General features: G+C 67.6%; 21 protein-coding genes. 12 read left to right on the top strand and 9 right to left on the bottom strand.

Features of this window, described 5'->3' with window-relative positions:
* Positions 1-60: 60 nt before the first annotated feature.
* From AC3ANX_RS09730 to purM, 4 genes are read right to left on the bottom strand one after another with little or no spacing between them, the layout of a single operon-like run.
* Positions 61-687 carry a hypothetical protein gene (locus tag AC3ANX_RS09730; protein ID WP_488336795.1) on the bottom strand — a complete coding sequence of 209 codons (627 nt, stop codon included), beginning with the start codon at positions 685-687 and terminating at the stop codon, positions 61-63.
* Positions 684-1,061 carry an MmcQ/YjbR family DNA-binding protein gene (locus AC3ANX_RS09735; protein ID WP_488336796.1) on the bottom strand — a complete coding sequence of 126 codons (378 nt, stop codon included), beginning with the start codon at positions 1,059-1,061 and terminating at the stop codon, positions 684-686. Before AC3ANX_RS09735 ends, AC3ANX_RS09730 begins: the two co-directional genes overlap by 4 nt.
* On the bottom strand, positions 1,058-1,621 hold the full coding sequence (purN, locus tag AC3ANX_RS09740) for a phosphoribosylglycinamide formyltransferase (RefSeq protein ID WP_488336797.1): 564 nt from the start codon (positions 1,619-1,621) through the stop codon (positions 1,058-1,060). The genes AC3ANX_RS09735 and purN overlap by 4 nt, the downstream gene beginning before the upstream one ends.
* On the bottom strand, positions 1,614-2,705 hold the full coding sequence (gene purM / locus AC3ANX_RS09745; RefSeq protein ID WP_488336798.1) for a phosphoribosylformylglycinamidine cyclo-ligase: 1,092 nt from the start codon (positions 2,703-2,705) through the stop codon (positions 1,614-1,616). Before purM ends, purN begins: the two co-directional genes overlap by 8 nt.
* A 63-nt stretch (positions 2,706-2,768) precedes the next feature.
* Between purM and AC3ANX_RS09750 the strand changes: the two genes are divergently transcribed.
* Genes AC3ANX_RS09750 through AC3ANX_RS09765 form a run of 4 tightly spaced genes read left to right on the top strand, consistent with a single transcriptional unit; the run spans position 2,769 to position 8,324 of the window.
* Positions 2,769-4,028 carry a heavy-metal-associated domain-containing protein gene (locus AC3ANX_RS09750; protein WP_488336799.1) on the top strand — a complete coding sequence of 420 codons (1,260 nt, stop codon included), beginning with the start codon at positions 2,769-2,771 and terminating at the stop codon, positions 4,026-4,028.
* Entirely contained in the window at positions 4,025-4,660 is a 636-nt protein-coding gene (locus tag AC3ANX_RS09755; protein ID WP_488336800.1) for an HdaA/DnaA family protein, read from the top strand. The genes AC3ANX_RS09750 and AC3ANX_RS09755 overlap by 4 nt, the downstream gene beginning before the upstream one ends.
* Entirely contained in the window at positions 4,657-6,834 is a 2,178-nt protein-coding gene (locus tag AC3ANX_RS09760; RefSeq protein WP_488336801.1) for an RNA degradosome polyphosphate kinase, read from the top strand. The genes AC3ANX_RS09755 and AC3ANX_RS09760 overlap by 4 nt, the downstream gene beginning before the upstream one ends.
* The gene (locus AC3ANX_RS09765) at positions 6,831-8,324 is read left to right on the top strand and encodes a Ppx/GppA phosphatase family protein (RefSeq protein WP_488336921.1); all 1,494 of its coding nucleotides are present in this window, start codon (positions 6,831-6,833) and stop codon (positions 8,322-8,324) included. The genes AC3ANX_RS09760 and AC3ANX_RS09765 overlap by 4 nt, the downstream gene beginning before the upstream one ends.
* 17 nt (positions 8,325-8,341) lie before the next feature.
* Here the strand turns inward: AC3ANX_RS09765 and rnd are convergent, their stop codons facing one another.
* The gene (rnd, locus tag AC3ANX_RS09770; RefSeq protein ID WP_488336802.1) at positions 8,342-9,523 is read right to left on the bottom strand and encodes a ribonuclease D; all 1,182 of its coding nucleotides are present in this window, start codon (positions 9,521-9,523) and stop codon (positions 8,342-8,344) included.
* Between the two features lie 168 nt (positions 9,524-9,691).
* On the opposite strand from rnd, the gene aspS reads away from it, so the two are divergent.
* From aspS to AC3ANX_RS09785, 3 genes are read left to right on the top strand one after another with little or no spacing between them, the layout of a single operon-like run.
* Positions 9,692-11,482, top strand: coding sequence for an aspartate--tRNA ligase (gene aspS / locus AC3ANX_RS09775; protein ID WP_488336803.1), 1,791 nt, complete (start codon positions 9,692-9,694; stop codon positions 11,480-11,482).
* A gap of 53 nt (positions 11,483-11,535) precedes the next feature.
* Positions 11,536-12,309 (top strand): polyphosphate kinase 2 family protein, encoded by a 774-nt coding sequence (locus tag AC3ANX_RS09780; RefSeq protein ID WP_488336804.1) that lies wholly within the window; start codon positions 11,536-11,538, stop codon positions 12,307-12,309.
* A gap of 47 nt (positions 12,310-12,356) precedes the next feature.
* A complete protein-coding gene (locus AC3ANX_RS09785; RefSeq protein ID WP_488336805.1) occupies positions 12,357-13,370 on the top strand; it encodes a cell wall hydrolase in 1,014 nt (337 codons plus the stop codon).
* 4 nt (positions 13,371-13,374) lie between these two features.
* Here the strand turns inward: AC3ANX_RS09785 and AC3ANX_RS09790 are convergent, their stop codons facing one another.
* Positions 13,375-14,004, bottom strand: coding sequence for a carbonic anhydrase (locus AC3ANX_RS09790; protein ID WP_488336806.1), 630 nt, complete (start codon positions 14,002-14,004; stop codon positions 13,375-13,377).
* Between the two features lie 124 nt (positions 14,005-14,128).
* On the opposite strand from AC3ANX_RS09790, the gene lipA reads away from it, so the two are divergent.
* Together lipA and AC3ANX_RS09800 are read left to right on the top strand one after the other, a co-directional pair.
* Positions 14,129-15,073: a lipoyl synthase gene (gene lipA / locus AC3ANX_RS09795; protein WP_488336807.1), complete on the top strand. Its 945-nt coding sequence runs from the start codon at positions 14,129-14,131 to the stop codon at positions 15,071-15,073.
* A 22-nt stretch (positions 15,074-15,095) separates the two neighbouring features.
* Positions 15,096-15,596: a type II toxin-antitoxin system RatA family toxin gene (locus AC3ANX_RS09800; RefSeq protein WP_488336808.1), complete on the top strand. Its 501-nt coding sequence runs from the start codon at positions 15,096-15,098 to the stop codon at positions 15,594-15,596.
* Here the strand turns inward: AC3ANX_RS09800 and AC3ANX_RS09805 are convergent.
* From AC3ANX_RS09805 to AC3ANX_RS09815, 3 genes are read right to left on the bottom strand one after another with little or no spacing between them, the layout of a single operon-like run.
* Positions 15,515-16,057: a CinA family protein gene (locus AC3ANX_RS09805; RefSeq protein WP_488336922.1), complete on the bottom strand. Its 543-nt coding sequence runs from the start codon at positions 16,055-16,057 to the stop codon at positions 15,515-15,517. The two genes, AC3ANX_RS09800 and AC3ANX_RS09805, sit on opposite strands and share 82 nt — an antisense overlap.
* An 11-nt stretch (positions 16,058-16,068) precedes the next feature.
* Positions 16,069-16,608: a hypothetical protein gene (locus AC3ANX_RS09810; RefSeq protein WP_488336809.1), complete on the bottom strand. Its 540-nt coding sequence runs from the start codon at positions 16,606-16,608 to the stop codon at positions 16,069-16,071.
* Complete coding sequence (locus AC3ANX_RS09815; protein WP_488336810.1) at positions 16,605-17,756, bottom strand: bifunctional 2-C-methyl-D-erythritol 4-phosphate cytidylyltransferase/2-C-methyl-D-erythritol 2,4-cyclodiphosphate synthase; 1,152 nt, start codon at positions 17,754-17,756, stop codon at positions 16,605-16,607. Before AC3ANX_RS09815 ends, AC3ANX_RS09810 begins: the two co-directional genes overlap by 4 nt.
* 94 nt (positions 17,757-17,850) lie before the next feature.
* Here AC3ANX_RS09815 and dusB point away from each other — a divergent pair, with 94 nt between their 5' ends.
* From dusB to ntrC, 3 genes are read left to right on the top strand one after another with little or no spacing between them, the layout of a single operon-like run.
* On the top strand, positions 17,851-18,855 hold the full coding sequence (dusB, locus tag AC3ANX_RS09820; protein WP_488336811.1) for a tRNA dihydrouridine synthase DusB: 1,005 nt from the start codon (positions 17,851-17,853) through the stop codon (positions 18,853-18,855).
* Positions 18,856-18,867: 12 nt separating this feature from the next.
* Positions 18,868-19,935 (top strand): two-component system sensor histidine kinase NtrB, encoded by a 1,068-nt coding sequence (locus AC3ANX_RS09825; RefSeq protein WP_488336812.1) that lies wholly within the window; start codon positions 18,868-18,870, stop codon positions 19,933-19,935.
* Complete coding sequence (ntrC, locus tag AC3ANX_RS09830) at positions 19,932-21,353, top strand: nitrogen regulation protein NR(I) (protein WP_488336813.1); 1,422 nt, start codon at positions 19,932-19,934, stop codon at positions 21,351-21,353. The genes AC3ANX_RS09825 and ntrC overlap by 4 nt, the downstream gene beginning before the upstream one ends.
* The last annotated feature ends 1 nt before the right edge of the window (position 21,354 follow it).

Raw genomic sequence — 21,354 nt, forward strand, 5'->3', positions numbered from 1 at the left:
GCGGGGACCCAGACTGGGCTGCCGCCTTCGCGGGAGCACATGTTTGCGGCTAGGCGCGCTTTACGAGCCGCTCGACTTGGGCTTTTCCGCTGCCCAAACCGCATCGAGCCGCGTCGCCGAAGCGGTCCGCTCGCGCAGCAGCATGCCCTTCATTTTCAGCGTGTGGCCCCACAATGTGCCGCCACGGATCTGCCACACCAGATCGTAGATCGCGGTATCGGTGCGCTGCTGGTCGCCGTCCCAATAGCTTGCGCTCACCAGCACCGGCAGGCGGCCGTCGACCTTGTCGGGGCCGTCTTTCGCCGCGTCGAGCAACGCATCCTTGATCCACGCCGCCTCGACATGCGGGGTGAGGATGCTGTTCTGCGCCGCCACGCCGAGCGCCTTGGGAAAGCGGATATCGACGCTTTGCACGTCATGCTCGGCATCCTTGAGCACGAGGCTCTCGCCGCCTTTTTCCGGTGTCGCGGTCAGGCGGACGAGCGAGCGGGTGCGCGCCTCCGTCACCTTCTCGACCTGCTTCTCGCGATCGTCGCTGCGCCGCTCGGACCAGGTGAGGTACAGGCCAGTCGCGGAGATCAGCAAACCCGCCACCGCGACGATCTCCGCGAGCGTTACCCAGCGCTTGCGGATCGCGCGCGCCTCGGCGCGTTCGGTGGCGTTGGGCTCCGTCCCCGTGCCGCTCATCGCCCGCCCGCCTCCAGCAGTCCGCGCGGCGCGGCCAGTTCCCAGCTCACCGCGATCCGGTCGCCGACCCTGTCCCAGTCGAGCCCGTCGCGGGTCAGCCGCATCGCCACCCAGCCGAACGCGCCGAGTTCGGCGGGCAGCAGGTAGAAGGCCGGATCGCTGTCGATCAACATGCGCTGCTCGCCTTCGCCGGTGGTGCGCACCACCGCGACCGTCTCGCCGTCGCCGTGGTGATCGTGCCAGAAATAGGCGAACACCTTGTCCTCCCCGACGACGAAGGTCGGCGCGCGGTGCGCCAGCTTCTCGGTCGATTCGGGCATGGCGAGGCACAGGGCACGCAGGCGGACGAGGGCGGTTTCGGCGTCTTGGGTCATCGGTTCACGAACTCTGCCAGAGTGCGGGGATAAAGACGATGTTCCTCCACGAGCACCCGCGCGGCAAGTGCCTCGGGCGTGTCCCCGGGCAGGATCGGCACCTCGGCCTGACCGAGTACAGCGCCGCCGTCGAGTTCCTCGGTGACGATATGCACGGAGCAGCCGCCGTGCGAATCGCCGGCCGCGATCGCGCGGGCGTGGGTGTCGAGGCCCTTGTATCTGGGCAGCAGTGAGGGGTGGATGTTGAGGATACGCCCGCGCCACTTGGCGACGAAATCGTCCGACAGCAGCCGCATATAGCCGGCCAGCGCGATCGTCTCGACGCCCGCCGCGAGCAGCGCGGCATCAAGCGCCGCCTCGTAGGCCGGCTTGCCGATGCCCTTGGGCGACAGCGTCCACGTTGGCAGCCCCTGCGCCTCGGCCCAGGCGATGCCGGCGGCGTCGGGCTTGTCGGAGGCGATCAGCGCGACCTCGTAGGCGTCACCCGCCGCCTCGACCAGCGACATCATGTTCGAGCCGCGCCCGGACAGCAGGATGCCGACGCGTGCGCGATCAGGCATGATGCGTCGCCGACCACGCCGCCTTGGCGCTCCACGTCTCGATCCGGCCGCTGACGGTGCAGCCGCGCGTCCCCGCGACGATCTCGCCGATGCGCAGCACGGTCTCCCCCGCACCCGCCAGCATCGCCGCCACGTCGTCCGCCGCATCGGCGGCGACCACCACCGCCATGCCGATGCCGCAGTTGAAGGTGCGCGCCATCTCGCCCGGCTCGATCCCGCCCTGCGCTTGCAGGAACGCCATCAGCCGCGATTGCTCCCACGCATCGGCGTGGATCATCGCGTGCGCACCCTCGGGCAGCACACGCGGAATGTTCTCCAGCAAACCGCCGCCGGTGATGTGCGCCAGACCCTTGATCCGGCCGACTCGCAACGCAGGCAGCAGGCTTTTCACATAGATACGCGTCGGCGCCATCAGCACGTCGATCAGCAAAGTGTCTATATCGAACAACGCCGGCCGGTCGAGCTTCCAGCCCTTGTCCGCAGCGAGCCGGCGCACCAGCGAGAAGCCGTTCGAATGCACCCCCGACGAGGCGAGCCCGAGCACCACGTCGCCGGCTGCGATGTCCTTGCCGGTCAGCACCCGGTCGCGCTCCACCGCGCCGACGCAGAAGCCGGCGAGATCGTAATCGCCCGGCGCATACATGCCCGGCATCTCGGCGGTCTCGCCGCCGATCAGAGCGCAACCCGCTTGCAGGCACCCGTCCGCGATCGAGGCGACGACGCGCTCGGCGACGCCGGCCTCGAGCTTGCCGGTCGCGTAATAGTCGAGGAAGAACAACGGCTCGGCGCCCTGCACGATCAGGTCGTTCGCGCACATTGCGACCAGATCGATGCCCACCCCGTCATGCCGGTCATGCTCGATCGCCAGTTTCAGCTTGGTGCCGACCCCGTCGTTCGCCGCCACCAGCAGCGGATCGACGAAGCCCGCCGCCTTCAGATCGAAGAAGCCGCCAAAGCCGCCGAGATCGGCATCGGCGCCCGGCCGACGGGTCGATTTCGCCAGCGGCGCGATCGCGCGAACGAGGGCATTTCCGGCTTCGATCGAGACGCCGGCCTGCGCATAGGTGTAAGGTTTGTCGCTCATCCGCTGTGCCCTAGCCACATGGCGCTTGGATTTCCACGCCTGCTTCGCCAAAAGGGCCGCGACATGCCCCCGCGCCTTTCCCGCCCGATCCAGTTTCTCCTCGCGTCGGCCTGTGTCGCCAGCGGCGGACTGCTGCTTGCCCAGGACGCCGCCCCGCCGGCGCCAGCGTCCCCGTCGACTGCTATCGGTGACGGATCAGGCAGTTACGAGGTGGACGGCGTGCGCGTCGACGTGACCGCGCCCAACGCCGATGCCGCGCGCTACGCCGGCTGGCGGCTGGCGCAACGCAAGGGGTGGCAGATGCTCGCCGCCCGGCTCGGCGCGAGTGCGGGCGGGGTTTCGGACGGAACGCTCGATTCGATGGTGTCGGGCATCATCATCGAGAACGAACAGATCGGGCCGAACCGCTATATCGCCCGGCTCGGCGTGCTGTTCAGCCGTGCGCGCGCAGGGTCGCTGCTCGGCGTGGCCGATCAGGAGCAACGCTCGACCTCGATGCTGACGATCCCGGTCGCCTATTCGGGCGGTGCTGCGATCGCGTTCGAACAGGACAATCCGTGGGTGCAGGCGTGGGGACGCTTCCGCGCCAACAGCAGCGCGGTCGATTATGTGCGGCCAAGCGGCACCGGCAACGATTCGCTGCTGCTCAACCTCGGCCAGACGACGCGGCCGGGGCGCGCGTGGTGGCGCACCGTGCTCGATCAATATGGCTCGAACGACATTCTCGTGCCGATCGTGCGGCTGTCACGGCAATGGCCGGGCGGACCGATCATCGGCGCGTTTGAGGCGCGGCACGGGCCGGACAATCATCTCGTCACACGCTTCACCTTGCGCGTCGGCAACGGCGATGCCTTGCCGCTGCTGCTCGACGAGGGCGTGAAGCGGATCGACGCGGCGTATCAGGCGGAGCTGCGCAGCGGTGGGCTGCAACCCGATTCGAGCCTCGCCTACGTGCCCCCGGTCAGCGCGACGCCCACGCCGACCCCGACGCCGACCGAAGTGGCGACCGACACGCCTGTGCTGCCGGGCGCCGCCCCGATCACGCTTGCGCCCGGCGACACCGCGACGGTGACGATCACGGTGCAGGTCGACACGCCCGGCGCCGCCGCCGTCACCGCCACCGAAGCCGCGTTGCGCAGCCTCGTCGGGGTGCGCAGCGCGGTCACGACGAGCCTCGCGCTCGGCGGCGTATCGGTGATGCGCGTGGCGTTCGACGCCGATCCCGCGCTGTTCCGCGCCGAACTGGAGGCGAAGGGCTGGACGGTGAGCGGCAGCGGCACGACCGTCCGCATCCGGCGCGCGGCGGACGGTAATCCGGGGTGAGCGCGCAACTCGCTTTGCCGTTCGAATGGCCGGCGGACCCGCATGACGACGAGTTTCTGGTAACCGAGTCGAACGAGCGCGCGATCCGGCAGCTCGAACACTGGAGCACCTGGGCGGTGGCGGCGGTGGTGATCGCCGGTCCGCGCAAGTCCGGACGCAGCCTGCTCGCCCGGATCTTCGCGGCGAAGACCGGCGGGCAGTTGATCGACGATGCCGAGCAGCAGAAGGAAGCCGACATCTTCCACGCGTGGAACCGCGCGCAGGAAACCCGCAAGCCGGTGGTGATCGTCGCCTATGCCGCGCCGCCCGAATGGGCGATCAAGCTGCCCGATCTGCGCTCGCGGCTGGTGGCGAGCCCGACCGTGAAGCTCGCCGATCCCGACGAGGCGCTGATGCGCGCGCTGTTCGAACGGCAGTTCTACAGGCGCGGGCTCGATGCCCGTCCGGACCTGATCGACTGGCTCGCCAAACGGATCGAGCGCACCCATGTCGACGTGCTGCGCGCGGTCGACGTCCTCGACGAGGCGGTGCTGGAGAGCCGTAAGCGCCTGTCGATCCCGCTTGCGCGCACGACCCTGGCCGAGGCAGGGCTGATCGGCGGCTCACAACCAGAATTGGCAGGACTCTTATGAACAGACCGGCCCATCTCGCACGGCTCGACAATGACGAGGATCCGTTCGCCGTTGGTGAGGGCACCGATCGCTATTTCAACCGCGAACTGTCGTGGATGGCGTTCAACCGCCGCGTGCTGGAGGAAGCGTGCAACGCCGCGCATCCGCTGCTCGAACGGCTGCGCTTCCTGTCGATTTCGGGCAGCAACCTCGATGAATTCTTCATGGTGCGCGTTGCCGGCCTCAAGGGGCAGCAGTTGCAGGACGTCGACCGGCTTTCCGCCGACGGCCTCAACAGCAGCCAGCAGCTCGCCGCGATCGTGGGCGAGGCGGACGATCTGATCGAGCGCCAGCGCACCGTCTGGCGCGAACTGCGTGGGCTGCTGGCGGAGACCGGCATCGTCGTGCTGAGTTCGCGGACCATCGACGAATCGCTCACCGCCGACGAGTTGCGGTGGCTGGAGACGCAATTCCGCGAGCAGATCTTCCCGATCCTGACCCCGCAGGCGCTCGACCCGGCGCATCCGTTCCCGTTCATCTCCAACAAGGGGCTGGCGGTGATGTTCGATCTGTTGCGCGTGTCGGACGACCAGCCGATCCGCGAACTGGTGATGCTGCCCGCGCCGATGCCGCGCTTCCTGCGCGTGCCGGGAGAGACCGTACGCTACGTTGCGGTCGAATCGCTGGTGAAGCGGTTCGCGCCGCTGATCTTCCCCGGCTACCGCGTGCTCGGCGGCGCGGAGTTCCGCGTGCTGCGCGACAGCGATATCGAGATCGAGGAGGAGGCTGAAGACCTCGTCCGCTACTTCGCCAATGCGATCAAGCGGCGCAGGCGCGGGCGCGTGATCCGGCTCGAGCTGGAAAGCGGCATGCCCGAGGAGCTTGGCGCGGTGTTGCGCGAGGAGCTGGGCAAAGCGGATGCGTTCGTGACCGAAAGCGGCGCCTTCCTCGGCGTCGGCGATCTCGACGCGATCGTCGACGAGGATCGGCCCGACCTTAAGTTCCCGCCGTTCTCGCCGCGCTTCCCCGAACGCATCCGCGAATTCGGCGGCGATTGTTTCGCGGCGATCAGCGCCAAGGACATCATCGTCCACCACCCGTATGAGACGTTCGACGTGGTGCTCGCCTTCCTCAAACAGGCGGCGAACGACCCCGATGTGGTCGCGATCAAGCAGACTTTGTACCGCGCCGGCAAGCAGCCCGCCGTCATCAATGCGCTGATTACCGCGGCCGAGGCCGGCAAGTCGGTGACGGCTGTGGTGGAACTGAAGGCGCGGTTCGACGAGGAGCAGAACCTGCTGTGGGCCTCCGCGCTGGAGCGTGCCGGCGTGCAGGTCGTCTATGGCTTCATCGACTGGAAGACGCACGCCAAGGTGTCGATGGTGGTGCGCCGCGAGGCGGGGCAATACCGCACCTATTGCCACTTCGGCACCGGCAATTACCACCCGATCACCGCGCGCATCTATACCGATCTCAGCTTCTTCACCGCCGATCCCGCAATCGGGCATGATGCCGCGCAGATGTTCAACTACGTCACCGGCTATGTCGAGCCGATGGGCATGGCCAAGATGAGCCTGTCCCCCCGTGACCTGCGCCCGCGCCTGATCGGGCTGATCGATTCGGAGATCGCCAACGCGCTCGGCGGCAAGCCCGCCGCGATCTGGGCGAAGATGAACTCGGTGGTCGATCCGCAGGTGATCGAGAAATTGTACGAGGCGAGCAACGCCGGCGTCGAGGTCGATCTGATCGTGCGCGGCATCTGCTGCCTGCGCCCCGGCGTGCCGGGCATGTCGGAGAATATCCGGGTAAAATCGGTGGTCGGCCGGTTTCTCGAACACAGCCGCATCTGGTGCTTCGGCAACGGCGCGGAACTGCCTAACGATGCCGCCAAGGTCTTCATCTCCTCGGCCGACTGGATGCAGCGCAATTTCGATCGCCGCGTCGAATATATGCTGCCGATCGAGAATACGACCGTCCACCGCCAGGTGCTCGATCAGGTGATGGTCGCCAACCTCATCGACAACGAACAGAGCTGGGAATTGCAGAGCGATGGCAGCTATGTGCGAGACCAGCCGGGCGACCGGCCGTTCAACCTCCACCGCTACTTCATGACCAATCCGTCGCTGTCCGGGCGCGGTGCGGCGCTCACCGCCAGCGATGCGGTGCCCAAATTGTCGCTGCGGCGTCATCGCTGAGCGTGGCATTGTTCGGCAAGCGCAGCAGCGAACCCGTCGCCGAGCCGCGCACGGGGATCGTCGATATCGGATCCAACTCGATTCGCCTCGTCGTCTATCAAGGGCCGGCGCGGCTCCCGGCGATCCTGTTCAACGAGAAAGTGATGGCCGGGCTCGGTCGCGGGCTGGCAGACACCGGAGCGATCTCGCGCGAGTCGCTGCGCATGGCGGAGGATGCGCTGCACCGCTTCGCCGCCGTCGCGCGCGAGATGGAAGTGGATCAGCTCCGCACCGTCGCCACGGCGGCGGTACGCGATGCGAGCAACGGCAAGGCGCTGCTCAAGATCGCGGAAGCCGCCGGGCTGGCGGTCGAGACGCTGTCGGGCGAGGAGGAGGCGATCGGCGCCGGCTATGGCGTGCTGTCGGCGATTCCCGACGCCGACGGGATCGTCGGCGATCTTGGCGGCGGCAGTCTCGAACTGATCCGCGTCGGCGGCGGCGCGGTGCGCGACAGGGTGTCGTTTCCGCTCGGCGTGCTGCGCGTCGCGGCGATCCGCAAGGGGGCGGGGGCGCTCCAGCGGCAGGTCTCGCGGCTGATCGCGGACGCGGGCTGGGCGGGGCGGGGCGAGGGGCTGCCGCTGTATCTCGTCGGCGGGTCGTGGCGCTCGCTGGCGCGGCTTGACATGTACCTCGGCGATTATCCGCTGCCGGTGATCCACCAATATGCGATGCCGCGCGGTGCGATCACGCGGATGGGGCGCACCATCGCGCAGGTCAACAAGGGTTGGCTCCGCGCGGTGCCGGGGCTGCAATCGGCGCGCGCGGGCACGCTCGGCGATGCCACCGCGCTGCTCGCGGTGCTGCTCAAGCAGTTGAAATGCGAGCGCACGATCGTCTCGGCCTACGGCCTGCGTGAGGGGCTGCTGTATCAGGCGCTCGATCCGGAGACGCGCGCGCTCGATCCGCTGATCGTCGCGGCGCGCGATGAGGGGCAGCGGCTCGGCCGCTTCGCCGAGCATGGCGATCTGCTCGATGGCTGGATCGCGCCGCTGTTCGAGGGCGACAGCGCGGCGATGAAGCGGCTGCGGCTGGCGGCATGTCTGCTCGCCGATGTCGGCTGGCGCGCCAACCCCGATTTCCGTGCCGAGCGCGGCGTCGAGATCGCGCTGCATGGCAATTGGGTGGGTATCGACGCCCGTGGGCGAGCGCTGATGGCGCAGGCATTGTTCACCAGCCTCGGCGGCGGCATCGAAGCGCCGGCGCCGGTGGCTGCGCTCGCGCCGCCTGCCGAACTCAAGCGTGCGATCGGCTGGGGGTTGGCGATGCGACTCGGCCAGCGGTTGAGCGGCGGGCTGGAAGGGCCGCTGCGCCGCACCCGGCTGAGCGAGGCCGGCGGCACGGTCGTGCTGAACGTGCCGGTCGCGGACCGCGCGCTCTACAGCGAGGCGGTCGAGCGGCGGCACAGCGCGCTGGCGGTGGCGCTGGGCAAGACCGCGATCTTCGCGACCTGAGGCGGCGAGGCGGCGGCTCAGGCCTCCGCCACATCCTCCGTACGGGTCATCTTGAGCTTGCCATTCACCACCGCGAACGCGAGCCGTCCTTCGACGAGGTCGAGCGCATCGCGCCCGAACTGCTCGAACCGCCAGCCTTCGAGGATCGAGAGCCCCTCGCGCTGACCGGCGGCGAGTGCATCGAGATCGTCGCCGCGCGCGAGCAGCCGTGCCGCCACGTCGATATCGCGCGATCGGATCTTGAGCAGCAGCTTGAGCAGGTCCGCCACCAACGCGCCGTCCTTGCCAAGCCCCGGCTTGCGATCGTCGCGCGCGGGCATTTCGTCGGCGGACATCGGCTCGGCCGCGTCGAGCGCCGCCATCAGCCGGCCGCCGATATCGTTGGTCGCCCAGGTAGGGGAGAGGCCGCGCACCTTGGCGAGATCGGCCTGTTTGCGCGGCGGATGGCCGGCGATATCGGCGATCGTCTCATCCTTGACGATGCGGCCACGCGGCAGGTTCTTGCCTTGCGCCTCCAGCTCGCGCCACCGCGCGAGCGCCTTGAGCCGGCCAAGGATATCGGGCTTGCGACTCGGCACGCGGATGCGCCGCCACGCCGTGTCGGGATCGTTCGCGTAATTGGCGGGATCGCCGATTCGCTCCATTTCGATGTCGAGCCACGCGCCGCGCCCGGTCTTGCGCAACCGCTGGAGCATCTTGGGGAAGATCTTGGCGAGGTGCGTCACGTCGCCGATCGCATATTCGATCTGCCGCGCATCGAGCGGCCGGCGGCTCCAGTCGGTAAAGCGCGCCCCCTTGTCGACGCTGATGCCGAGATAGGCGTCGACCAGATTCGAATAGCCGATCTGCTCGCCTTGCCCGAGCGCCATCGCCGCCACCTGCGTGTCGAACAGCGGGTAGGGCGTCTTGCCGGTGAGGTTATAGACGATCTCGAGATCCTGCCCGCCGGCGTGAAAGACCTTCAGCACGTCCTCGTTGTTGACCATCAGGTCGAGCAGCGGCGTCATGTCGAGCCCCGGCGCCATCGGGTCGATCGCCGCCGCCTCGTTCTCGTCGGCGATCTGGATCAGGCAGAGTTCGGGCCAGAACGTGTTCTCGCGCATGAACTCGGTATCGACGCAGACGAAATCGGCTTCGGCGAGACGCGTACACAGGTTGGCGAGCGTGGCGCTGTCGGTAATGAGCGGATGGATATGCATCTTGACCCTTTAGCGAGGGATGCGCGCCTTGACAAAGGCGTGTCGGAAAGGGAGGTGCGCGGACACATTCACGTCGCCCCGGCGCAGGCCGGGGCCGCTGCGTAACGGAGCGCAGCGTACCCAATAAAGCGGCCCCGGCCTCCGCCGGGGCGACGAGAGTAGAGAAACATGCACGCCTATCGCACGCACACTTGCGCAGAGCTTCGCGCCGAACAGGTCGGCCAGGAAGTCCGCCTGTCGGGCTGGGTCCACAAGAAGCGCGACCACGGCGATCTCGTCTTCGTCGACCTGCGTGACCATTACGGTATTACCCAGATCGTGACGGACGTGAGCGGCCCGGTGTTCGATGTGATCGAGGGCCTGCGTAGCGAGAGCGTGGTGACGATCACCGGCACCGTCGTGGCGCGTGCGGGCGAGGCGGTGAACCCGAACCTGCCGACCGGCGCGATCGAGGTGCGGGCGACCTCCGCGGTGGTGCAGTCCGCCGCGCACGATCTGCCGATGCCGGTGGCGAGCGAGAACGAATATCCCGAGGATATCCGCCTGCGCTATCGCTTCCTCGATCTGCGCCGCGAGCGGCTGCACGCCAACATCCTGTTGCGCTCGCAGGTGATCTCGTCGCTGCGCCAGCGCATGATCGGACAGGGCTTCACCGAGTTTCAGACGCCGATCCTGACCGCATCTTCGCCTGAGGGCGCGCGCGATTATCTGGTGCCGAGCCGGGTGCATCCGGGCAAGTTCTACGCGCTGCCGCAGGCGCCGCAGATGTTCAAGCAGTTGCTGATGGTCGCAGGCTTCGACCGGTATTTCCAGATCGCGCCGTGCTTCCGCGACGAGGATGCGCGCGCCGACCGTTCGCCGGGTGAATTCTACCAGCTCGATTTCGAGATGAGCTTCGTGACGCAGGACGACGTATTCGCCGCGATCGAGCCGGTGCTGCACGGCGTGTTCGAGCAGTTCGCCGACTGGCAGGGCAAGGGCCGCACCGTCAGCCCGCTGCCGTTCAAGCGTATTCCCTACCGCGAATCGATGCTCAAGTACGGCAACGACAAGCCCGATCTGCGCAATCCGATCCTGATCTCGGACGTGTCGGCGCAGTTCGTCGGTTCGGGCTTCGGTCGCTTCGCCTCGATCGTGGAAGCGGGCGACGTGGTGCGCGCGATCCCCGCGCCGGGCACCGCCGACAAGAGCCGCAAGTTCTTCGATGACATGAACTCCTGGGCGCAGGGTGAAGGTTTCGCCGGCCTCGGCTACGCCACGCGCAAGGGTGGCGAATGGGGTGGCCCGATCGCCAAGAACCACGGCGAGGCGAAGATGACCGAAATGGCCGACGCGCTCGGCCTCGGCCCGGACGACGGCATGTTCTTCGCCGCCGGCAAGGAGGCTCAGGCCGCCAAGCTCGCCGGCCTCGCCCGCACGCGCGTCGCCGAGACGCTGGGCCTGATCGACGACAAGCGGTTCGAGTTCTGCTGGATCGTCGATTTCCCGATGTTCGAGTATGACGAAGACCTGAAGAAGGTCGACTTCAGCCACAACCCGTTCTCGATGCCGCAGGGCGAGATGGACGCGCTGGAAACCAAGGACCCGCTCGATATCCTTGCCTACCAGTACGACATCGTCTGCAACGGCGTGGAATTGTCGTCGGGCGCGATCCGGAACCACAAGCCCGAGATCATGTACAAGGCGTTCGAGATCGCCGGCTATACGCAGGAAGAGGTCGACACCAACTTTGCGGGAATGATCAACGCGTTCAAGTGCGGCGCTCCGCCGCACGGCGGCTCCGCGCCGGGCGTCGATCGCATCGTAATGCTGCTCGCCGACGAGCCCAACATCCGCGAGGTCATCACCTTCCCGATGACGCAGAAGGCCGAGGATCTGATGATGGGCGCGCCGAACTTCGCGACGCCGAAGCAGTTGAAAGAACTGCACATCAAGCTCGACGGGCCGGGCAACAAGTAAGCGGTCAGTCCCGTCGCACCGGAACCCTTCCGGCGCGACGGGATTGAGCGATCATGACGATAGACCTCAGCGACTACGAATCCGGCGCCGATTTCGACGGCGATTACGAACACGCCATCACCAAGCTGCAAAAGCGGCTCGCGCACATCCAGGTCGCGCATATCGTCCACGGCAAGCGCGCGATCGTGCTGTTCGAGGGCTGGGACGCGGCGGGGAAGGGCGGCATCATCCAGCGGCTGACCGGCGAATGGGACCCACGCAACTTCGAGGTCTGGCCGATCAAGGCGCCGACCGAGGAGGAGCGCGACCGGCATTTCCTGTGGCGGTTCTGGCAGCGGCTGCCCGCGAATGGCGACATCGCGGTGTTCGATCGGAGTTGGTACGGGCGCGTGCTGGTCGAGCGTGTCGAAGGCTATGCCACCGAGAAGGAGTGGAAGCGCGGCTACGACGAGATCAACGAGTTTGAGGCGCAACAGGTCGATTCGGGTACGACGATCGTCAAGCTGTTCGTCCACACCAGCCAGAAGACGCAGGACAAGCGACTCGAGGCGCGGCTCGATCATCCGTGGAAACGCTGGAAGACCGGGCTCGACGATTACCGCAACCGCGCCAAGCGTGACGAATATCTCGACGCGATGCACGACATGTTCCGCCGGACCGATACACGTTGGGCGCCGTGGCATGTCGTCGACGGCAACAGCAAGAAGCCAGCGCGCATCGCCGCGCTCACGCTGATCGCGGACGCGCTCGAAGCGGCTGTCGACATGACTCCGCCGGCGCTGGACCCCGAAGTGGAGAAAGTGGCGCGCGCGGCGCTAAAGGGCTGACGCGTCCTTAACCGGAGCCTAAACCTTTCCCGCTAGGGCTGCGCCGGATGAACTGGCGTCGCCTCTCCGTGATCCTGTGCCTGCTGCTCGCGCTGCCGGCGGTCCTGCTCGCGCCGTCGTGCACGCGCGCGCCGCGTATGCAGGTGGTGATGGACATCCCGCCGGTTGTGCGCGCGCCGGAACTGCTGAGGGGTCTCGACCTCAATATCCCCAAGGACGTGATCCACGCCTCGCTGAAGGAAGACGCAGCGCAGGCGGAGGAACAGGCCGCGCCCGCCTTCCTCGCGCAGACGCAGACCGTCGAGGATGCCACGCGCGCGGTCGATTGCCTGACCGCTGCGGTCTATTACGAGGCGCGTTCGGAAACGACCGAGGGCGAGCGGGCAGTTGCACAGGTCGTCCTCAACCGCGTGCGCGACCGTGCGTTTCCGAACAGCGTGTGCGGGGTGGTCTATCAAGGCTCGCACCGCACGACGGGGTGCCAGTTCAGCTTCACCTGCGACGGATCGATGAACCGCCCGATCGAGCCGACCGCCTGGGCGCGCGCGCGTGCAGTCGCGACGGGGGCGCTGGCAGGGCTGGTCTATGCTCCGGTCGGCGCATCGACCTTCTACCACGCCAATTACGTATCGCCGTGGTGGGCGGGAAGCATGAAACAGGTCGCCTCGATCGGCGCGCATATCTTCTACCGCTGGCGCGGCGCGATGGAGAACGCGCTCGCCTTCCGCCAGAGCTATTCGGGCAGCGAAAGCCTGCCGACGCGAGCCGCGCCGCTCATCGCGGCGATGGACGAAAGCGGCTTCGCCCCGTCGAGCGCGGTCAACGGCGGCATCCAGGTGGTCGGCTCGGTCACGATCCATCGTAGCATGGGCGAAGACCTGCCCGCGTCGGCGATGGCAGCGGCCCCGCCCGCCGAGGACAGCGGTGCGGCCGGCGTCCGTATTCACCGGGGTGGCGGCGATGTCGCGCCCGCCACGACACCGGCGCTTGCGCAGGACGAGGGCAAGCCGCGCCACATCACCGTCTCGCAGGCGGCGTCGGGGCAAGCCGACCCGGCGTAACCGCTCAGGCGGGCGCGAACGCGCCGTCTTCGCCCATCACATGCAGCACGCCGTCGGCGATCGCGAAATAGGCACCGCGCAGCTTGAGCGTACCCGCCGCCTCGCGTTCGGGGATGAACGGGAAGGTACGCAGATTGGCGATGCTGACCCGCACCGTCTCGAGTTCGAGCGCGCGGATCGCCTCCGGGCCGGTGCCGTGTTCTGCCACGATCCGGTCGCGCGCCGCGTCGAGCATGTCGACCCAGTGCGCGATGAAGCCGCCTTCGCCCGGCGCTTTGCCGTCGAACGCGTGCGTGAGCGACGCCTTCACGCCGCCGCACGAGCCATGCCCCATCACCACCACGTCGGTGACGTTCAATTGCGTCACCGCGAATTCGAGCGCCGCAGAGACGCCGTGGCGCGATCCGTCATGTTCGAACGGCGGCACGAGATTGGCGACGTTGCGCACCACGAAGATCTCGCCGGGTGAAGTATCGAAAATCTGCGAGGGATCGACACGACTGTCGGAGCAGGCGATCACGAGCACGCGGGGGGCCTGGCCCTCGCGCAATTCCGCCCAGCGCGCGCGCTGGCGAGTCCAGTCGACCACGCGAAACCGCTGATAGCCCTCGATCAGATCGTCGAAACCGCTCATGCCTGCTCTCCGCTGTGGTATGGTGCGCGGTTCCTAGAGCCAAAGCGCAGCTTCCGACAAGCGCAAGCGCGCATGCAGCGGCGGGCAGTTGTGGCGAGCCGCGCGGATCGCTATCTGCCACCTTATGAACGACATCACGCCGATCGCCCACCCCGCCGTCACGCCTGTCGAGCCGCGTCAGCGCAAACCGGACTGGATCCGCGTGAAGGCGCCGATGGGCGCAGCCTTCAACGAGACCAAGGGGCTGATGCGCCGCCTCAATCTCGCGACCGTGTGCGAGGAAGCGGCCTGCCCGAACATCGGCGAGTGCTGGACCAAGAAGCACGCCACGGTGATGATCCTCGGCGACACCTGCACGCGCGCCTGTGCGTTCTGCAACGTCAAGACCGGCATGCCGCGCGCGGTCGACAAGCTGGAGCCGCAGCACACCGCCGACGCCGCTGCCGAGCTCGGCCTTGAACATATCGTCATCACCTCGGTCGATCGTGACGATCTGCCCGATGGCGGCGCGTCGCAGTTCGTGAAGGTGATCGAAGCGCTGCGCCGCACGACGCCCAACACCACGATCGAGATCCTGACGCCCGATTTCCGCAACAAGGCGCAGGCCGCCGTCGAGTCGATCGTGACTGCGCGACCGGACGTGTACAACCACAACCTCGAAACCGTGCCGCGCCTGTACCCGACGATCCGCCCGGGTGCGCGCTATTATGCCTCGCTGCGGCTGCTGGAGAGCGTGAAGCGGCACGATCCGTCGATCTTCACCAAATCGGGCGTGATGCTCGGCCTGGGCGAGGAACGGCTGGAGGTGCATCAGGTGATGGACGACATGCGCTCCGCCGACATCGACTTCCTGACGATGGGGCAATATCTCCAGCCGACGCCGCGCCATGCCAAGGTGATCGATTTTGTCACGCCCAAGGCGTTCGATGCTTATGCCGCGATCGCGCGCGCCAAGGGGTTCCTGCTGGTGGCGTCGTCGCCGCTGACGCGGTCGAGCTACCACGCCGGCGACGACTTCGCCCGCCTGCGCGCGGCGCGGGAGGCGAAGCTGGCGACGGTGCGGGCGTGATCGTCGCGACGGTACGAACCTGATGCCCAAACATCACGAGACCCGCCGGCTGCCCTATACGCCGGAACAGATGTTCGATCTCGTCGCCGATGTCGCGCGATACCCTGAGTTCCTGCCCTGGGTGTCGGCGATGCGGGTGCGGTCAAACAGCGAGACGCAGATGGTCGCCGACATGATCGTCGGCTTCAAGGGCCTGCGCGAGACGTTCACGTCGAAGGTCGACAAGGAACGGCCGAACCGCGTGCATGTCGACTATATCGACGGGCCGCTCAAATATCTACGCAACGACTGGGTGTTCCGCCCGGACGGCACCGGGTGCGCGGTCGATTTCACGGTCGATTTCGCCTTCAAGAACCGCGTGTTCGAAATGCTCGCGGGGCAGGTGTTCGGCGTCGCGCTGCGCAAGATGATCGGCGCGTTCGAGGATCGTGCGGCGGCGCTTTATGGCGCGGGTTCGGCCTCAGCCTCGTCGGGCGCGCCCGCCGACGGCAGCAACAGTTCGAGCGCGCACAACGCCGCCTGAAGGCGGATGCCGCCGCGGCCGATCTCACCGAACTGCTTGCGATCTGCGACGACATGCTGCGGATCGGCACCCCGCTCGGCGCGTGCGAACACGACGGTGCCGACCGGCTTCTTCTCGGTGCCGCCACCCGGGCCGGCGACGCCGGTGATGGCAACCGCGATATCCGCGCCGCTCGCCGCGAGTGCGCCCTGCGCCATGCTCCACGCGGTTGCGATCGAGACCGCGCCGAACGTGTCGATCACGTCGGGGCTGACGTCGAGCGTGTCGATCTTGGCGTCGTTCGAATAGGTGACGTAGCCGCGCTCGAACACGGTCGAGGAGCCGGGGATTTCGGTCAGCGCCGCCGACACGAGGCCGCCGGTGCAGCTTTCGGCAACGCAGACGGTGCGCCCGGCGGCGAGCGCGGCGTCGACCACCTTTTGCGCGGCTTCGATCAGTTGGGCGGGGAGGATGGTGAGCATCGTCTCGGTCATCACTGGGCTCCGAACGGACAGATGGGAATGGCGGCAGGTTTCATGCCGTTCTTGCGGTCGGTGGCGGCGATCTGCATCGCCGCGACAATTGCACCGACCGCGTTCTTCGGCGGCAACGGCGCGATCATCGTGAGGAAGCGGTTGGCCGGGCCACAATCGGCCGGCGTCACCTGTTGCGCGACGATCGGGCCGGCGAGCGAGATCAGCATCAGCCGCGCGAGATCGTTGTCGAGCATCGGCGCGACGTCGGGCGGCAGGATCTTGGCGAGCGCGCGGCGCGTGTTGGGCCAATTGGCATCGGCAAGCGTGCGATAGGTATCGCCGAACGCACGGCCGGGCGAGCGCAGCAGCGCATTCGCCGGAAGCTGGTTCGCGCAGGTGCGGCCGACTTCCTCCAGCGCATCGGGGATGACGGTGATGAGCAGCGACTCGGCTTCCGGCGCGGTCAGGCAGGCGCGGGCGCGCAGCGGCTCGGCCACCGCCTGCGTCGACAGCGCGCAGGCCGCCGCTGCGAAGGCGAGCAGACGCCGCGCGCTCATTGCGCGCCGACCCGGATCGTCACGATCGCCTGCGCAGCGATGCCCTCACCACGCCCCGTGAAGCCGAGCCGCTCGGTGGTGGTCGCCTTCACGCTGATCTGGCCCGGCTCCATCTGCAACAGTTCGGCGATGCGCGCGCGCATCCCCTCGCGGTGTGGACCAATTTTGGGCGCCTCGCAGATGATCGTCAGGTCGATGAAGTCGATGATGCCGCCCTTGGCCGCGATTAGGGAGGCGGCATGCTGGAGGAACTGCGCCGAATTGGCCCCACGCCACTGCGGATCGCTCGGCGGGAAGTGCATGCCGATATCGCCATCGGCGATGGTGCCTAGCAGCGCGTCGGTGATCGCATGGAGCGCCACGTCGGCGTCGCTATGCCCGGAGAGCCCTTTGTCGTGCGGGATCAGCAGCCCGCCCAGCCACAGCTCCTCGCCTTCGACCAGCCGGTGGACGTCATAGCCGGTCGCGGTGCGCACGCGCAAAGTCGCCGCATGGCGCGCCTCGGCGGCGGCGAAGTCGGACGGGTGGGTGATCTTCTCGAGCATCGGGTCGCCTTGGACGATGGAGACGGTATGGCCGGATCGCGCGACCATCTGCGCGTCGTCGGTCGCATCTTCGTGTGTAGGCCAGTCGCGATGCGCAGCAAGCGCTTCGGAGTAGCGGAACGCTTGCGGAGTTTGCACGCGGTAAAGGTGATCGCGCGAGACCGTCTCGCCCAGCGCGCCGTCATGACGCACCAGTGTATCGGCGACCGGCAGCGCGGGGAACGCCCCCACATCGGCGTCAAGTGCGGCGATCAGCCGGTCGATCACCGCCGCCGACAGGAACGGCCGCGCCGCGTCGTGGATCAGCACGCGATCGGGTGCTTGCCGAGCGACCGCTTCGAGCCCGTTCGACACCGACTCGCGTCGGGTTGCGCCGCCGATCACGAACGGTACGTCGCCCACCGCCTGGCCAAGCAGCGCTTCCTGCCCGGCACCGATCACCACCAGCACGCGTTCGATTCCCGGGTGCGCGGCCAATGCGGCATAGCTGTGCGCGAGCATCGGCTTGCCGGCGAGCGGCGCGAACTGCTTGGGAAGCGTGCTGCCGCTGCGCAGCCCTTGTCCGGCGGCAACGATGATCGCGAATGTTCTGGGAGGTGACATGGCCGCAGCGCCTACTCCAAGCGGTGACGACTGCCAACCTTGCCGCGCGGCGGCGCTTGGCCTATAGGCTGCCCGTTTTTCAGGCAGACCAGACGTGACCCCGCGCACCCTCGCTCCCATCCAGATCGGTCCGGTGACGATCGACCAGCCGGTGATCCTCGCGCCGATGACCGGCGTGTCCGACATGCCGTTCCGCACGATCGTGCGCCGCTACGGCTCGGGCCTCAACGTCACCGAGATGGTGGCGAGCCAGGCGGCGATCCGCGAGACGCGCCAGTCGCTCCAGAAGGCGGCGTGGCACCCGATCGAGGATCCCGTGTCGATGCAGCTCGTCGGCTGCACGCCCTATGAGATGGGCGAGGCGGCAAAGCTGTCGGAGGATCGCGGCGCCGCGATCATCGACATCAACATGGGTTGCCCGGTGCGGAAGGTGACAAACGGCGATGCCGGCTCGGCGCTGATGCGCGACCCGACGCTGGCGGCGGCGATCATCAAGGGCGTCGTCGATGCGGTGAAGGTGCCGGTCACGCTGAAGATGCGGATGGGCTGGGATCATTCCAGCCTCAACGCGCCCGAACTCGCCCGCATCGCCGAGGATCTCGGCGTCAAGATGATCACCGTCCACGGCCGCACCCGCAACCAGATGTACAAGGGCAATGCCGATTGGGGCTTCATCCGTAGTGTGAAGCAGGCGGTGTCGGTGCCGGTGATCGCCAATGGCGACATCTGCGGACTCGAGGATGCCGAGGCGGCGCTGGAGCAATCGGGCGCGGACGGCATCATGATCGGGCGTGGTTCCTACGGCCGGCCGTGGCTGCTCGGGCAGGTGATGGAGTGGTTCCGCAGCGGGCGACGCGTTGCCGATCCTACGCTTGAGGAACAATATGTCCTGATCGCAGAGCATTATGAGTCGATGCTCGAGCATTACGGCAATGAGACCGGCGTCAACATGATGCGCAAGCATATCGGCTGGTACACGCGCGGCCTCCACGGTTCGGCCGAGTTCCGCAACAAGACCAACCAGATCGCCGACCCCAATCAGGTCAAGGCGATGCTCGCCGAATTCTATGCGCCGTATCGCAGCCGCGTGGCGGCGTGACGCCATGACGGTATGATCGCAAGTGAGGGGGCGGGGCCGGGCTTCGCCGAGCTGTTCGCGACGTTGCCCGTGGCGGTGCTGGTGATCGACCCGGACGCGCGGATCACCTACGCCAACGCCGAATGCGAAACGTTGCTCAACCTTTCGGAGCGGTTGATGCAGGGGCAGACGCTCCATAGCGTCATCGACGCGCCGCGCGCGCCCGGCGACCGCGACGGGCGACTGTTCGCGGCCTTCGATACGGAGATAGAGATGCGGCGCGGCGGGCGCATCCGCGTCGATTACCTCGAAGCCGCCGTGACCGATCGGCCGGGTTGGCGCACGATCACGCTGCATCATGTCGCGGGCTCGCGGCGGCTCGGCCATTCCGCCGATCGTGCATCTGCCGCGCGTGCGGCGGTCGGCGCGGCGGCGATGCTCGCGCATGAGATCAAGAACCCGCTCTCCGGGATCCGTGGTGCGGCGCAACTGCTGGCGGGGCCGAAGGCCGACAACCAGCTCACCACGCTCATCACCACCGAAGTCGATCGCATTGCCGCGCTGATCGACCGGATGCAGGATTTCACCGACACCCGACCGCTCAACCTCAAGCCATCGAACATCTATCCTTTGCTCGATCATGCGCGGCAAGTGGCGCTGGCAGGGTTCGGCCGGCGCGTGAAGATCGAGGAGCAATTCGACCCCTCGCTGCCGCCGGTGCTGGTCGATCCCGATGCGCTGCTGCAAGTCGTGCTCAACCTGCTCAAGAACGGCTGCGAGGCGCTGACGACGGTCGCCGAGCCGCGCATCCTGCTCTCCACCGCCTATCGCCACGGCATGGCGGTGAGCCCCGCGCCGGGCCGCCCGCGCCGCCCGCTGCCGATCGAGGTTTGCGTGATCGACAACGGCCCCGGCGCGCCCGAGGAGATCGCCGACCATCTGTTCGATCCGTTCATCTCGGGGAAGCCCGAGGGGCAGGGGCTCGGGCTGTCGCTGGTCGACAAGCTGGTGCGCGACATGGGCGGCATCGTCCAATATGCGCGCGAGGGCTCGCCGCTTTCCACCGTTTTCCGTATCCTGCTTCCCAGAGGTTCCGCGTGACCAGAGCCGGCAACATCCTGGTCGTCGACGATGACGGCGCGATCCGCACCGTCGTCGTCCATGCGCTGCAACGCGACGGCCACCGCGTCACCACCGCCGCCACGCTCGCCGAACTGGAGATGCGCATGGCGGCAGGTCTGCCCGACGTGCTCATCACCGATGTGGTGCTGCCCGATGGCAACGGGCTCGACATGGTCGAGCAGGTCATGCGCGACCACCCACGCCTCCCCGTCATCGTGCTATCGGCGCAGAACACGCTGACGACCGCGGTGCGGTCGACCGAAGTCGGCGCGTTCGATTACCTCCCCAAGCCGTTTGACATCGATACGCTCGCCGCCGCAGTGCAGAGCGCGCTCGCCCGCGGATCGGGCGGCGCGATCGAGCCGATCGGCGAGGAGGACCGCGCGTTGCCGCTGATCGGCCGCTCGCCGGCGATGCAGGACGTGTACCGTGTGATCGCGCGCGTCGTGTCCAACGATCTCACCGTGCTGGTGTCGGGCGAATCGGGCACCGGCAAGGAGCTGGTGGCGCGCGCCATCCACGATCTGGGCCCGCGCCGCCGCGCGCCGTTCATCGCGATCAACATGGCGGCGATCCCGCGAGAGCTGATCGAGGCGGAGCTGTTCGGGCATGAGCGCGGCGCCTTTACCGGTGCACAGACCCGCTCGGCCGGGCGGTTCGAACAGGCGTCGGGCGGCACCCTGTTCCTCGACGAGATCGGCGACATGCCGATGGAGGCGCAGACCCGGCTGCTGCGCGTGCTGCAATCGGGCGAGTTCACCACCGTCGGCGGCGCGCGCACGATCCGCGCCGACGTGCGTATCGTCGCCGCGACCAACCGCGATCTGTCGCAGCTCGTCGCCAACGGGCAGTTCCGCGAGGATCTGTTCTATCGGCTCAACGTCGTGCCCGTCACGCTGCCGGCGTTACGCGCGCGGCGGCAGGACATCGCCCTGCTCGCGCGCCATTTCCTCGACCGCGCGGCCGAGAGCGGGTTGCCGCGCAAGCAGCTCGATCCGCAGGCGGTGGCGGTGCTGGAGAGCCACGACTGGCCCGGCAACGTCCGCGAGTTGGAGAACATGATGCGCCGCATGGCGGTGCTGAGCCGCGACGACACGATCGGTGCGGGCGAGGTGCGCGTGCTGCTCGGCGGCTCCTATTCGGCAAACCCGCCGGCGGAGGTAGATCCCGGCATTGCCGCCGCGATCCGCGCGCGACTGGAACGGCTCGCGATCGAGGAGCCGGCTGCGCTCGACGATGGCTCGCTTTACGATCGCATCATCGGTGAGGTCGAGCGTCCGCTGATCGAGGCCTTGCTCGAACGCCACGGCAACAACCAGCTTCGCGCGGCGCGGGCGCTGGGGATCAACCGCAACACCTTGCGCAAGCGGCTCGACACGCTCGGCATCGGCGCCTGAC

This window comes from Sphingomonas sp. BRN-1R (genome assembly GCF_057748035.1).

Bases quoted from the DNA above. Each gene is read 5' to 3' on its own strand.
- AC3ANX_RS09730 (WP_488336795.1), bottom strand. From the start codon at position 687: ATGAGCGGCACGGGGACGGAGCCCAACGCCACCGAACGCGCCGAGGCG.
- AC3ANX_RS09735 (WP_488336796.1), bottom strand. From the start codon at position 1,061: ATGACCCAAGACGCCGAAACCGCCCTCGTCCGCCTGCGTGCCCTGTGC.
- purN (WP_488336797.1), bottom strand. From the start codon at position 1,621: ATGCCTGATCGCGCACGCGTCGGCATCCTGCTGTCCGGGCGCGGCTCG.
- purM (WP_488336798.1), bottom strand. From the start codon at position 2,705: ATGAGCGACAAACCTTACACCTATGCGCAGGCCGGCGTCTCGATCGAA.
- AC3ANX_RS09750 (WP_488336799.1), top strand. From the start codon at position 2,769: ATGCCCCCGCGCCTTTCCCGCCCGATCCAGTTTCTCCTCGCGTCGGCC.
- AC3ANX_RS09760 (WP_488336801.1), top strand. From the start codon at position 4,657: ATGAACAGACCGGCCCATCTCGCACGGCTCGACAATGACGAGGATCCG.
- rnd (WP_488336802.1), bottom strand. From the start codon at position 9,523: ATGCATATCCATCCGCTCATTACCGACAGCGCCACGCTCGCCAACCTG.
- aspS (WP_488336803.1), top strand. From the start codon at position 9,692: ATGCACGCCTATCGCACGCACACTTGCGCAGAGCTTCGCGCCGAACAG.
- AC3ANX_RS09780 (WP_488336804.1), top strand. From the start codon at position 11,536: ATGACGATAGACCTCAGCGACTACGAATCCGGCGCCGATTTCGACGGC.
- AC3ANX_RS09785 (WP_488336805.1), top strand. From the start codon at position 12,357: ATGAACTGGCGTCGCCTCTCCGTGATCCTGTGCCTGCTGCTCGCGCTG.
- AC3ANX_RS09790 (WP_488336806.1), bottom strand. From the start codon at position 14,004: ATGAGCGGTTTCGACGATCTGATCGAGGGCTATCAGCGGTTTCGCGTG.
- lipA (WP_488336807.1), top strand. From the start codon at position 14,129: ATGAACGACATCACGCCGATCGCCCACCCCGCCGTCACGCCTGTCGAG.
- AC3ANX_RS09800 (WP_488336808.1), top strand. From the start codon at position 15,096: ATGCCCAAACATCACGAGACCCGCCGGCTGCCCTATACGCCGGAACAG.
- AC3ANX_RS09805 (WP_488336922.1), bottom strand. From the start codon at position 16,057: ATGCTCACCATCCTCCCCGCCCAACTGATCGAAGCCGCGCAAAAGGTG.
- AC3ANX_RS09810 (WP_488336809.1), bottom strand. From the start codon at position 16,608: ATGAGCGCGCGGCGTCTGCTCGCCTTCGCAGCGGCGGCCTGCGCGCTG.
- AC3ANX_RS09815 (WP_488336810.1), bottom strand. From the start codon at position 17,756: ATGTCACCTCCCAGAACATTCGCGATCATCGTTGCCGCCGGACAAGGG.
- AC3ANX_RS09825 (WP_488336812.1), top strand. From the start codon at position 18,868: ATGATCGCAAGTGAGGGGGCGGGGCCGGGCTTCGCCGAGCTGTTCGCG.